An 11,549-nucleotide genomic window follows, 5' to 3' on the forward strand; every position below is an offset into this window, starting at 1 on the left:
CCATGCGTAAGGCCATCATCGCAGCGACCGTCGCCGCCCTTCTTGCAGCCGGCGCGGCCCAGGCCCCGGCTGTGGCGCAAACGGCGCCGGCGGCGTCCGACTGGCGGACCATTGCGCCGGAAAACCTGCTGGTTATCGATACGTCGAAGGGGCGGGTGCTGGTCGAACTGATCCCCGTCGCCGCGCCCAACCATGCGGAACGCATCCGCACCCTGGCCAACCAAGGCTTCTACGATGGTCTGAAGTTCCATCGCGTCATCCCTGATTTCATGGCGCAAACTGGCGATCCGAAGGGCACGGGCGAAGGCGGCAGCGAGTTGCCGGACCTGAAGGCCGAGTTCAGTTTCCGTCGTGGACGCGACGCCGGCTTCGTCGCGGTGCCCAGCGTCGGCGCGGGCGTGCGCGGTCTGGTCGGCGATCTGCCGGTCCAGACCCAACCCGACGCCCAAATGATGATCACCGCCGACTTCAAGGTCGACGCCCACGGCCTGTTCTGTCCCGGCGTGCTGGGCATGGCCCGCTCGGGTTCGCCTGACAGCGCCAACAGCCAGTTCTTCCTGATGATGGGCGCGCGCGAACAGCTGGACGGCATCTACACCGCCTTCGGCCGGGTGGTGTCCGGCCTGGATGTGGTCGGCAAGCTGAAGAAGGGTTCGGACGCCGAGGACGGCAAGGTGACCGATCCCGACACCATGACCCGCGTCCGCATGGCCTCGGCCCTGCCCGAAGCCGAACGTCCGACCGTGCGCGTTCTGAACGCCGGCAGCGCCGCCTTCGCAGAACGGATCGCCACGGCGCGCGCCGGGCGCGGCGCCGCCTTCAGCGTCTGCGATGTTCAGCCGGTCGCCGAAGTGACAGGCGGCTGAGGCTTTCGCAAACGGGGGAGGGGACGATGACGATACGAATGATGGCGATGGCGGCGGCCGTGCTGGCTGCCACGGCGGGCGCCGCCCTGGCGCAAGACGCGACCGCCGTTCCCGCGCCTCCGCCGCCGCCCGGTGAATGGAGGACCATCGCGCCCGAGAACCTGCTGGTCATCGACACCAACAAGGGGCGGGTTCTGGTCGAACTGGCGCCCGAGATCGCGCCCGCCCATGTCGAACGCATCAAGTTGCTGGCGTCGCGCGGGTTCTTCGACAACCTGGTCTGGCACCGGGTGATCGACTGGTTCATGGCCCAGACCGGCGATCCGCTGGGCACGGGCGAGGGGCAGAGCTGGTATCCCGACCTGAAGGCCGAGTTCACCTTCCGCCGTGGCGCGGACATGGCCTTCACTCCAGTGGCGGCCCCGGTCGGCGCCCTGGTCGGCTTTGTCGATTCCATCCCCGTCCAGACCCAGCCCGACGCCCTGATGTCCGGCACCAGCGACAAGAAGGTCCACGGTTGGGCCCTGTATTGCCCGGGCGTCGCGGGCATGGCGCGAGACGAGGGCAACGACACCGCCAACAGCCAGTTCTTCCTGATGCGTCAGGCCTATCCGGCCCTGGACAAGCGCTACACCGTCTGGGGTCGGGTCGTGTCCGGTCTGGACGTCGTGCGATCGCTGAAGGCCAGCGACACGCCGGATGGATTGGTGCAGGGACCGGATCAGATGACCCGCGTTCGCGTGGCGTCGGATCTGCCCGCAGCCGAACGTCCGACGGCCGCCGTCCTGAACACCAACTCCGCCACCTTCCAGACCCTGGCTCAGCAGGCGCGTCAGGCGCGCGGCGCGGATTTCTCGGTCTGCGACATCGAACTGCCGGTGCGCGTCACGCCCGCCTGATCAGGCGGCGGGGGCCGGCCGCCCCCGTCCGCGCCGCCGACGCCGTCCTCTCGGCGGTTTCTTGTCTTCGCGCATCCGTTGCAGCAGCAGGCCTTCGCGCAGGCCCCGATCCGCGACCCGCACCCGCTCCGACGGCCAGGCGCGCTGCACCGCCTCCAGGATGGCGGCGCCCGCCAAAACGAGGTCCGCACGATCGGGACCGATGCAGGCCTCGCGCGCTCGACCGTCCGGACCCAGCGCCTTCAGGCGATCCGCCGCCGCCTCGCAGTCGGCGCGCGTCATCCACAATCCATCGACCCGGTCGCGATTGTAGCGCGGCAGGTTCAGGTGAATGCCGGCCAAGCTGGTGATCGCGCCCGAGGTGCCGACCAGATGCGCCCGATTCTGCCGGAACAACTCCAGCATCGGTTCGTCGACGATCCCGCCCGATGCAATGGCCGCGCCCATGTCGGCGACCATGGCCTCGTACCAGTCCTCGCCGGAGTTCGGCGGCTCAGGATGCCGCTCGGCCAGGGTAACGACCCCCACCGGCGCCGACATCCAGGCGGCGGTCGTCCAGTCGGTCCCGCTGCGCTTCAGCCACGACATCTCGGTCGAGCCGCCGCCGACATCGATGACCAGCACCGCCTCGGCCTTGGGGTCGATCAGGTTCAGGCATCCCTCGACCGCCAGTCGCGCCTCTTCGGCGGGATCGATGATCCGCAAGCGCAGGCCCGTGCCCTTGCGCACCCGGTCGATGAAGTCGGCGCCGTTCTCGGCCGCCCGGCAGGCCTGGGTGGCGACGGCGCTCAATCGCGCGGAATCGACGCCCTTGCGCACGATCCGCTCGGCGCACAGGGCCAGGGCGTCGTAGGCTCGGTCCATGGCGCGCGGGTCCAGAAGGCCCGTCCGCGACAGCCCTTCGCCCAGCCGCACGATGCGGCTGAAGCTGTCGACCACGCGAAAGCCTTCGCGTGACGGCCGCGCGATCAGCAGCCGGCAATTGTTGGTCCCCAGATCGAGCGCGCCATACAGCGGCGCATCTCGACCCGACGCATCCCGCGAACGGGAAGGCTGGGACCGCTCGTCGCGCCGTCGAGGCGCGCCGTGGGTCTCCGGCATGGGCCGTCATCCGTTGTGGGCGGTCCAAAGCGGCGCCCGTCCTGATCAGCCTAACCCGCCAGGATCGTCCGCGCCAAGCCATTCTGTCAGGAAGATGAACAGACCGGCAGGCATTGGGGTCATGCGCTGATTTGTATGAAGTGCGATGACCCGCATTCAGACCGCACGTTTCGCCATTGGCCAGATCGTCCGCCACCGCGACGACGCCTTTCGTGGCGTCGTGATGGATGTGGATCACGCCTATGAGGGACCGGCCGGTGAAAGCGGTCTGGTCAGACCGGACCAGCCCTTCTACCGCGTCTTCGCTTTGGGAGAGGATGGCGGCTTTGTCGCCTATGCGGCCGAAGGTGCACTTGAAGACGGCGATTCCGTGCTGCTGCCCGACGACGCCGAGCGGTGGTTCACCACCGACGGCATGGGCCACCACGCACCGCTGGACGAACGTCTGCACTGACGGTTGGAAGCCGTGGCGGCTCCGGGCTAGGATGGCGGCAAAAGAGGAATACGCCATGTCCGACTTCGAACACGTCTTCGAAAAGCCGCCCGAGGGCGCGGCCGCCGACTGGACCATTCCCCAGAACTGGGCCGCCTATACCGAGGTCGAGCACCAGACCTGGGACACGCTTTACGCCCGGCAGATGAAGATCCTGCCCGGTCGCGCCTGCGACGCCTTCATGCGGGGACTGGACGCGCTGGATTTGAACGCGGGCGGCATTCCCGACTTCGACGTGATCAATCCCAAGCTTCAGGCCCTGACCGGCTGGACGGTTGTCTGCGTGCCGGGCCTGGTGCCGGACGAGGTCTTTTTCGACCATCTGGCCAATCGCCGCTTCGTCTCGGGTCAGTTTATCCGCAAGCCCGACCAACTGGATTATCTCCAAGAGCCCGACATCTTCCACGACGTCTTCGGCCACGTGCCGATGCTGACCGACCCCGATTTCGCCGCCTACATGGAGGCCTATGGCAAGGGCGGTCAGCGGGCGGCCAGCCTGGGCATGCTGCCGAACCTGGCGCGCCTGTACTGGTACACGGTCGAGTTTGGTCTGATGAAGGAGGCGGACGGCCTTCGCATCTATGGCGCCGGCATTGTCTCCTCGGCGACCGAGAGCGTCTTTGCTCTGGACGATCCGTCGCCCAACCGCCTGGGGTTCGACCTGGAGCGGGTGATGCGGACCCTGTACCGGATCGACGATTTCCAGCAGGTCTATTTCGTCATCGACAGTTTGGAAGCTTTGAAGGACGAGACGCTCAGGGACTTTGGCCCGGTCTATGCGGCGCTGAAAGGCAAGGACGACCTCGCCATCGAGACCGTCCTGCCGACCGACCAGGTCTTCACCCGCGGCACCCAGGCCTATGCCCAGCGCGGCGGGCGGTTCGCGGCCTGATCGGCGTCAGGTATGGGTGATCAGGCTGTTGTGCTTGGTGTCGCGCATGCGGATGAAGGTCAGCAGCGACAGCCCGATCATCCCGGTCACGTACCAGAAGAAGACGCTCTCGACGCCCGCGCCCTTCAGCCATAGCGCCACATATTCCGCCGTGCCTCCGAACACCGCATTGGCAACGGCGTAAGGCAGAGCGACGCCGAGGGCGCGGATGTGGGCGGGAAACAGCTCGGCCTTCACCACCGCATTGATCGCGGTGTAGCCCGACACGATCACCAGACCGACCAGCGCCAAGAGGAAGGCGACGAAAGGGCTTTCGACCGTCGATAGGGTCGTCATGATGGGTACGGTGCACAACACCCCCAGCACGCCGAAAGCGATCATCACGGGGCGCCGTCCCACCCTGTCCGAAAGCGCGCCGACCCCCGGTTGAAGCAGCATGAAGACGAACAGGGCCGCCGCGCTGATTTCGGTCGCCGTGTTCTTGGAGAACCCGCTCGTATTGACCAGGAACTTCTGGAGGTAGGTCGTGTAGGTGTAGAAGGCCAAGGTGCCGCCGGCCGTCAGGCCCAGCACCATCAAGGCCTCTTTTGGGTGTTTCAGGATCAGCTGCACCGCACTGGATTTTGGGGCGTCCTTGGCCTCCGTCGCCTTATGCGTCTCGTCCAGCCGGCGACGCAGCCAGAAGACGACGACCGCCAAGCCCGCGCCGACGAAGAAGGGGATGCGCCACCCCCAGGAGGCCAGCGCCTTCTCGCTCAGCGTGTTCTGCAGCACGATCAACAGCAGCAGGGCGATCAACTGGCCCGAGATCAGAGTGACGTACTGGAAGCTGGACCAGAAGCCCCGGCGATGCGGCTCGGCCATTTCGGACAGATAGGTGGCGCTGGATCCGTATTCTCCGCCGACGCTCAGCCCTTGCAACAGCCGCGCGAACAGCAGCAGCGCCGGCGCCGCCAGGCCGATGGAAGCATAGCCGGGCGTCACGCCGATGATCAGTGAACCCGTGCACATCAGGGTCACCGAAAGGGTCAGCCCCGCCTTGCGACCCTTTCGGTCGGCATAGACCCCCATGATCCATGCCCCGATAGGCCGCATCAAGAAGCCCACCGCAAATACGGCGGCGGCGCTCAGCAACTGCGCCGTCGGGTCTTCGCTGGGGAAGAAGACGGGCGCGAAATACAGGGTGAAGGCCGCATAGGCGTACCAGTCGAACCACTCCACCAGATTGCCGGCCGATCCGCCGACGATATTTCTCAATCGGCGGGCGGGGCTCATAGGCGCTGCGGTCGTCATGGCCGGATCAGCCTCTCTGGAAGGGGTAGAAGTCGGTTCCGAGGTTCAGGATCGTCGTCAGTTCGTCCAGCGCGCTGCGGCTTTCGAACAGCAGGTCAGGGTCGGCCAGATCGGCGGGGCGCAGTTCGTCGCGGTACCAGCGCCCGGCCCAATCCGACAGACGCGCATGCAGATCGTCGGTCAGGCGCATGGCCAGGTTCGTCGCCGCCAGCTCGGCTTCGGTCAGCACGACACGCAAGCGCAGGCAGGCCGGTCCGCCGCCGTTGCGCATCGATTGGCGCACGTCGACGTAATGGACCCGGCCGATCGGACCGTTGGAGGCGGCCAGCGCCTGCGCCACCGCATGGCTACGCGGGTTGTCGCGGGTCTCGGTCGGGCAGATCAGGGTCAGGCGATCCTCGCCCGGGACTTGGATCAGCATGGAGTTGAACAGATAGCTCGAGATCGCGTCGGCCAGCGGCAGGTCGGCGGACGACACCTCGACGAAGATCGGCTCAAACAGGCCATCGGCCGCGCGGCGAATGGCGGCCTGGGTTGCGGCCGTGTCCTCGAACGCCAACTCGTGGAAGAACAAGGTGTCCAGCGCCCCGACGCAGACGACGTCGTTGTGGAAGGTGCCGCCCGCGATGGCGGCGCGGGATTGCTGGGCCAGGACCGGCCGTCCGGCTTCGTGGCGGCGGACGATGGCTTCCGACGCTTCGCGCGTCTGGCGGGCGGGGAAGGGGCCGTCCCAAGGCTCGAACGCCTCGCGACCCCAGACCAGCAGATTGACGCCGCGACCGCCATGCTCGGCGCACAGGCGAACGTGGTTCGCGGCGCCTTCGTCGGCCAGATGCGCGACCGCGGGCAGGGCGTCGTGGACGGCGAACCGGCTGGCGTCAGGAAACAGAGCGTCCAGGGCGCGCTTGGTCTGCCGGTGCTCCAGGCTGCGGTGCAGATTGGTGTGCAGATTGGCCGGCGTGAAATGCACTCGGCCGTCGGCGGCGTCGGCGCTGGGCGTCACGGTCGCGGCGTTGGCGGCCCACATCGGCGAGGCCGAACAGGCGGCGGCGGCGAACGAGGGCGCGCTCCGCCAGGCCCGCTCCAGGACCTGGGCGTCCGAGCCGGCGAAGCCTAGGCTCCGTAGGAAGGGGATATTCGGTCGCTCATGCGGCGGCAGGACGAACTGGGGCAGGCCCAGGTCCGCCAGGGTCTTCATCTTGTCGAGGCCCTGAAGCACGGCCGCGCGGGGATTGGACGCCTCGCCCTTGTTCAGGCTGGACGCCAGATTGCCCGGAGACAGACCGGCGTAGGAATGGGTCGGCCCGATCAGACCGTCGGCGTTGGCCTCGACAGCGCTGATCATCGCAATCCCTTGATCTCGCCTTCGATGTTGGCGACGGCGTCGGCCTCGAAACTGGCGACCGGATAGGCGCAATAGTCGGCGGCGTAATAGGCGCTGGGCCGGTGGTTGCCGCTGGCCCCCAGTCCGCCAAACGGCATGTCGCCGGCGGCGCCGGTGGTTGGCCGGTTGAAGTTGACCACGCCTGCCCGGATGCGGCGGATGAAGTGGTCCCAGTTTTTCGGATCATCGCTGACCAGACCGGCGGACAGGCCGTAGCGGGTCGCATTCGCCGCCTGGATGGCCGCGTCGAACGAGGCGACGCGCGTCACCGACAGGAAGGGGGCGAACATCTCCTCGTCCGGAACATCGACCCCCGTCATGTCGATAATGGCCGGTTTGACGAAGGCGCCGGGCAGATTGGCGACCGGTCCAGAGGCGCGGATGACCTTGGCCCCCATGTCGATCCGGTCCTGCAAAGCCTTCAGCGCCGCCTCGGCGGCACGCGCAGAGATCAGCGGTCCGGCATACGGTTCGGGATCGTTGTCCCACGGGCCGAAGATCAGCCGGTCGGACAGGGCGGCGATGGCTTCGATGATGGCATCGCCTTGCGGTCCTTCCGGCACGATCAGGCGACGCGCGCACGAGCAACGCTGGCCGGTGGTGATGAAGGCGGATTGAACCGCGATGCCCGCGACGGCCTCGGCATCCGCTGCGTCCCACACGACCAGTGGGTTATTGCCGCCCAATTCCAGCGCCAGGATGACGTGGGGATCATCCGCGAACTTGCGCCGGAAATGCGCGCCCGCCGCGCCCGAGCCTGTGAACATCAGGGCGTCGATACCGGCGTCCAGCAGGGCCGCCCCGGTCTCGCGACCGCCCTGGACCACATTGACCACGCCGGTGGGCAGATCGGCGGCGGCGAAGGCTTCGGCCATCACCTGACCGACCAGGGGCGTTTCTTCCGACGGCTTGAAGACGACCGTGTCGCCCGCCAGCAGGGCCGGGACGATATGGCCGTTCGGCAGATGGCCAGGGAAGTTGAACGGGCCAAGCACCGCCGCGACGCCGTGTGGACGGTGCCGCAGGGTCGCGCGGCCGAACGCCGTGTCGCTGGTCCGCTCGCCGGTGCGCTCGTCATAGGCGCGGATCGAGATGTCCACCTTGCCGATCATGGCGGCGGCCTCGGTCTTGGTTTCCCACAGCGGCTTGCCGGTCTCGCGCGCGATGGCCTCGGCGATCTGCGGCGCGCGATCTCTCAGGACGGCTTGATAGCGCTTCACCGCGTCGATTCGTTCGGCGCGCGGCGCATCGGCCCAGGCGGGGAAGGCGGCGCGGGCGGCGTCGACGGCGGCTTGGACCTGGGCCGGGCTGGCGGCCTCGCCTTCCCAGTTGGTCGCTTCAGTGGCGGGATCGGTGGAGGTGAAACGGGTCATGATTTTACTCGCACAGTGTCTCCGCCGCGCACCTTGAGCACGGCGGCGGTTTCGGCGTTCAGGCGAACGGCGTCGCCATCGATGTCGGCCTTGGCGCGGACGGCGCGGAAGGCGGCGACGCTGTCGGTCGAGATCAGGGCCGGCAACTCGGCTTCAACCCCCTCGACGATCTGAACCGTCAGGCGCCGGGCATCGCGCACAGTTCGGATATTGTCGCGGCCGCAGGCGACGGTCGGACCGGCGTCGAAGATGTCGACCAGACCATTGGGCCGGAAGCCCTCGCTTTCCAGCAGGGCCATGGCCGGCACGCCTTGCGGATGGACCTTGCCGATCACCGCGCGGGCCGGTTCGGGCAGCACCTCGGTATAGATCGGGTGGCGCGGCGCCAGGTCGAGGATGAATTGCTTATCCGTCGAGCCGGTCATCCGGTCGGCGTGGTCGAACTCCATCGGAAAGAACTTGTGCGCCACGTGGTCCCAGAACGGGCAGGCGCCGTCGGGCGTGAAGACCCCGCGCAACTCGGCCAGTACATTGTCGGCGAACAGCTCGGGCTGTGCGCCGATCAGCATATATCGCGACTGGCTGAGCAGACGACCCGCGCCGCCCTTTCGCCGATCCGCCTTCAGGAACAGCGAACCGACCTCGGTCCAGCCCGTGCATTCATTGACCAGAACCAGCGTCTGGTGATCCAGCTTCACCCCTAGCGAGGGCGACTGGACGGTGTTGTTGACGACGCGGAACGAGAAGAAGGGTCGCTTCAGCCCCACCGTGGCCTTGACCGAGCCGACGCCGTCGATGTCGCCGGTGTCGCCGTCTTCCAGCATCAGGGTGTACCAGGCCTCTTGCCATGGCACGCGACCTTCAAAGCTCGCCTGGCTCAGCTCCAGCCGATCAGCCAGGGCGTCGGGGTCCTCAGGCAGGCTGGTGAAGCCGGGGCCGGACAGGATAGCTAGTTCCAGCAGATGATCGAGATCGGCGGGGCCGGCGGGACGGACGACAAGCATTCTACAGGGTTTCCATCCGCAGGGATTTCAGTTTGGCCGCATCGATTTCACCCGATGCGATCTTGCACAGGATCAGGGCGCTAAGCTGGGCGCGTTCGACGAAGCTGTCGGGCCAGACGAACTCCTGATCCGAATGGATGTCTCCGCCGCGCACCCCCAGGGTGTCGATATTGGGCAGGCCGGCGGCATGCAGATTGTTGCCCTCGCACACCCCTCCCGACGGTTTCCAGGCGATGGGCTGGCCCAACAGGGCGCCCGCCTCTTTCACCGCCTCGAACAGGGCGGTCTGGGCGGCGTCCATCGGCTTGGGCGCACGGGTGAAGCCGCCGTGCAGATCCAGCGTCAGGCCCTCGAACGGCGGTGTCGCGGCGATGGCCCGCACGGATGCGTCGATCCAGTCTGCAGCCGCCTTGTCCGGCACCCGGACGTTGAACCGCACCACGGCGTTGTCTGCGACGACGTTCAGCGCGCCTCCGCCCGAAATCTTGGCGACGTTGACGGTGACGCCCTCGTGCTGACCGTTCAGTCCATGCAGGGCGGCGGCGATGATGGCGGCGCCGGCGATCGCATTACGGCCTTCGTCGAAGGCGCGGCCGGCATGCGCGGCGCGACCCGTCACGATCAGATGATAGTTGCCGCTGCCCTTGCGCGCCCCCGCCAGCGTGCCGTCCGCGAGCGCCGGTTCGTAGGTCAGGCCGACATGGCCGCGCGCACCCAGTTCGGCCAGCAGCGGGGCTGAAGCAGGTGAGCCGATTTCTTCGTCGGGGCTCAGCAGCACGGTCCAGCCAACGCCGTGTTTGTCTGAATGGGTCTCGAACGCCTCCAGCGCGGCCAGAAGCACACTGATCCCGCCTTTCATGTCGGCGACGCCCGGCCCGTTCAGGGCGCCGTCGGCCCGCGTGGTCACGGTCTGGAACCGGCTGTCGGCGGGGAAGACGGTGTCATAGTGGCCGGTCAGCACGACCTGGATCGGGGCCTCCGGCCGGGCGGTGATTTTCAGGGCGTCGGCATGGGCCTCGGTCCGGACCGATCCGTCGTCGGCGACGGTGGTCGAACCCTGCGTCGGGAGGCGTTCGACGGTGGCGGTCAGGGCGCTCGCCGCCGATTCCAGCGCATCCAGCACAGTATTCAGACCGGCGGCGTTGCGGCTGCCGGAGTTGATGTTCGCCCAGTCGATGGTGCGGCCGATGATCGTCTCGCGTCGCGCGGCGACGTGGTCGAGGACGGCCTGGTCCGAGGTCAGAATCCGCATCGCCCGGACCCTAGACGCCTCGACCCCAAAGGTGAAGGTCGGGGCCTGTAAGTCATCGCCGATCACCGCTAGGTTCCGCTCGAAGCGAGGGCCCCATGACACGCAACAAGATCGATCTCTGGCTCCGCGCCATGAACCCGCTGAAGCTGCCGCGCGGCATGGCCGAGGCCCAGCGTTCGGCGCGCTCGATGGTGATCGGCCTGGTCATCGCCCTGATCGTCGGCCTGATCCCGACCTGGTGGATGTTCGCCTCGGGCTGGTTCGAGACGGCGATGAGCGCGGAGTACGCCAAGATGGGTCTGTCGGCGGATCAGTTGGCCATGCAGCAGGAGATGATGAAGGTCATCTGGCCGTTCGCTATCGCCTCGGGCGCGATCTTCTCCGTCCTGTTCTATGGCGTCGTGGCGGTGGTTCAGTGGCGCATGATGACGCGCGCCATCCCGATCATCATGCTGGCGCTGATCGCCTACAGCGTAGTGGCCAATCTGGGGATGCGGCTGCTGGGGACCATGCCATCGCCGGACCTTCCGCTGTGGATCAACCTGACGACCTGGCCCGCCATGCTCGTGTCGGGCGTGATCTATGTCGCGTCGCTGCAGGGCGCCATGCTGCTGCATCGTCTGAAGCAGGAGGCATGATGTCGGTCGTCCTCTACCACAATCCGAAATGCAGCACGTCGCGCAACGCCCTCGCCCTGCTGCGCGAGCAGGGCGTCGAGCCGACGGTCGTCGAATATCCGAAGACCGGATGGGACCGCGAGACGCTGGAGCGATTGGCGTCCAGAACCGGCCTCGGTTTGTCCGGCCTGCTCCGCAGGAAGGAGGCCGACGCCAAGGCGCTGCTGGACGCCGGCGCAGATGACGAAGCCATCCTGGCCGCAGCGATCGCTCAGCCGATCCTGATCGAACGTCCGATCGTCGAAACCGATAAGGGCGCGGTCATCGGACGACCCGTAGAGCGGGTGCTGGACGTTCTCTAGCGACAGATCCGAT

At 67.2% G+C, this 11,549-nt stretch carries 12 protein-coding genes; 6 read left to right on the forward strand and 6 right to left on the reverse strand.

Going from position 1 to position 11,549, the window contains the following annotated elements:
* Nucleotides 1–2 precede the first annotated feature (2 nt).
* Nucleotides 3–866, forward strand: coding sequence for a peptidylprolyl isomerase (locus AC3WRC_RS02740; protein ID WP_066550839.1), 864 nt, complete (start codon nucleotides 3–5; stop codon nucleotides 864–866).
* Nucleotides 867–892: 26 nt separating this feature from the next.
* Nucleotides 893–1,765 carry a peptidylprolyl isomerase gene (locus AC3WRC_RS02745; protein ID WP_492302814.1) on the forward strand — a complete coding sequence of 291 codons (873 nt, stop codon included), beginning with the start codon at nucleotides 893–895 and terminating at the stop codon, nucleotides 1,763–1,765.
* Here the strand turns inward: AC3WRC_RS02745 and AC3WRC_RS02750 are convergent, their stop codons facing one another.
* The gene (locus tag AC3WRC_RS02750; protein WP_492302815.1) at nucleotides 1,766–2,866 is read right to left on the reverse strand and encodes a Ppx/GppA phosphatase family protein; all 1,101 of its coding nucleotides are present in this window, start codon (nucleotides 2,864–2,866) and stop codon (nucleotides 1,766–1,768) included. It abuts the gene before it with no gap.
* Nucleotides 2,867–3,011: 145 nt separating this feature from the next.
* Here AC3WRC_RS02750 and hspQ point away from each other — a divergent pair, with 145 nt between their 5' ends.
* On the forward strand, nucleotides 3,012–3,320 hold the full coding sequence (hspQ, locus tag AC3WRC_RS02755) for a heat shock protein HspQ (RefSeq protein WP_017504111.1): 309 nt from the start codon (nucleotides 3,012–3,014) through the stop codon (nucleotides 3,318–3,320).
* A gap of 55 nt (nucleotides 3,321–3,375) precedes the next feature.
* The gene (gene phhA / locus AC3WRC_RS02760) at nucleotides 3,376–4,251 is read left to right on the forward strand and encodes a phenylalanine 4-monooxygenase (RefSeq protein WP_492302816.1); all 876 of its coding nucleotides are present in this window, start codon (nucleotides 3,376–3,378) and stop codon (nucleotides 4,249–4,251) included.
* Between the two features lie 6 nt (nucleotides 4,252–4,257).
* On the opposite strand, the gene AC3WRC_RS02765 is transcribed toward phhA, so the two are convergent.
* From AC3WRC_RS02765 to AC3WRC_RS02785, 5 genes are read right to left on the reverse strand one after another with little or no spacing between them, the layout of a single operon-like run.
* Nucleotides 4,258–5,526: an MFS transporter gene (locus AC3WRC_RS02765; protein ID WP_492302817.1), complete on the reverse strand. Its 1,269-nt coding sequence runs from the start codon at nucleotides 5,524–5,526 to the stop codon at nucleotides 4,258–4,260.
* Between the two features lie 25 nt (nucleotides 5,527–5,551).
* Nucleotides 5,552–6,889: an N-succinylarginine dihydrolase gene (astB, locus tag AC3WRC_RS02770; protein ID WP_492302818.1), complete on the reverse strand. Its 1,338-nt coding sequence runs from the start codon at nucleotides 6,887–6,889 to the stop codon at nucleotides 5,552–5,554.
* Nucleotides 6,886–8,301 carry a succinylglutamate-semialdehyde dehydrogenase gene (astD, locus tag AC3WRC_RS02775; RefSeq protein WP_492302819.1) on the reverse strand — a complete coding sequence of 472 codons (1,416 nt, stop codon included), beginning with the start codon at nucleotides 8,299–8,301 and terminating at the stop codon, nucleotides 6,886–6,888. Before astD ends, astB begins: the two co-directional genes overlap by 4 nt.
* Entirely contained in the window at nucleotides 8,298–9,305 is a 1,008-nt protein-coding gene (locus AC3WRC_RS02780) for an arginine N-succinyltransferase (protein ID WP_492302820.1), read from the reverse strand. The genes astD and AC3WRC_RS02780 overlap by 4 nt, the downstream gene beginning before the upstream one ends.
* 1 nt (nucleotide 9,306) lies before the next feature.
* Nucleotides 9,307–10,557 carry a hydrolase gene (locus tag AC3WRC_RS02785; protein ID WP_492302821.1) on the reverse strand — a complete coding sequence of 417 codons (1,251 nt, stop codon included), beginning with the start codon at nucleotides 10,555–10,557 and terminating at the stop codon, nucleotides 9,307–9,309.
* A 95-nt stretch (nucleotides 10,558–10,652) separates the two neighbouring features.
* Between AC3WRC_RS02785 and AC3WRC_RS02790 the strand changes: the two genes are divergently transcribed.
* The gene (locus tag AC3WRC_RS02790; protein ID WP_492302822.1) at nucleotides 10,653–11,195 is read left to right on the forward strand and encodes a hypothetical protein; all 543 of its coding nucleotides are present in this window, start codon (nucleotides 10,653–10,655) and stop codon (nucleotides 11,193–11,195) included.
* The gene (locus AC3WRC_RS02795; RefSeq protein ID WP_492302823.1) at nucleotides 11,192–11,536 is read left to right on the forward strand and encodes an arsenate reductase family protein; all 345 of its coding nucleotides are present in this window, start codon (nucleotides 11,192–11,194) and stop codon (nucleotides 11,534–11,536) included. Before AC3WRC_RS02790 ends, AC3WRC_RS02795 begins: the two co-directional genes overlap by 4 nt.
* Nucleotides 11,537–11,549 lie beyond the last annotated feature (13 nt).

This window comes from Brevundimonas sp. EU05-FHT14B07, from assembly GCF_058790795.1.

Coding starts and splice junctions, on each gene's coding strand:
- AC3WRC_RS02740 (WP_066550839.1), top strand. CDS start 3: ATGCGTAAGGCCATCATCGCAGCGACCGTCGCCGCCCTTCTTGCAGCC.
- AC3WRC_RS02745 (WP_492302814.1), top strand. CDS start 893: ATGACGATACGAATGATGGCGATGGCGGCGGCCGTGCTGGCTGCCACG.
- AC3WRC_RS02750 (WP_492302815.1), bottom strand. CDS start 2,866: ATGCCGGAGACCCACGGCGCGCCTCGACGGCGCGACGAGCGGTCCCAG.
- hspQ (WP_017504111.1), top strand. CDS start 3,012: ATGACCCGCATTCAGACCGCACGTTTCGCCATTGGCCAGATCGTCCGC.
- phhA (WP_492302816.1), top strand. CDS start 3,376: ATGTCCGACTTCGAACACGTCTTCGAAAAGCCGCCCGAGGGCGCGGCC.
- AC3WRC_RS02765 (WP_492302817.1), bottom strand. CDS start 5,526: ATGAGCCCCGCCCGCCGATTGAGAAATATCGTCGGCGGATCGGCCGGC.
- astB (WP_492302818.1), bottom strand. CDS start 6,889: ATGATCAGCGCTGTCGAGGCCAACGCCGACGGTCTGATCGGGCCGACC.
- astD (WP_492302819.1), bottom strand. CDS start 8,301: ATGACCCGTTTCACCTCCACCGATCCCGCCACTGAAGCGACCAACTGG.
- AC3WRC_RS02780 (WP_492302820.1), bottom strand. CDS start 9,305: ATGCTTGTCGTCCGTCCCGCCGGCCCCGCCGATCTCGATCATCTGCTG.
- AC3WRC_RS02785 (WP_492302821.1), bottom strand. CDS start 10,557: ATGCGGATTCTGACCTCGGACCAGGCCGTCCTCGACCACGTCGCCGCG.
- AC3WRC_RS02790 (WP_492302822.1), top strand. CDS start 10,653: ATGACACGCAACAAGATCGATCTCTGGCTCCGCGCCATGAACCCGCTG.
- AC3WRC_RS02795 (WP_492302823.1), top strand. CDS start 11,192: ATGATGTCGGTCGTCCTCTACCACAATCCGAAATGCAGCACGTCGCGC.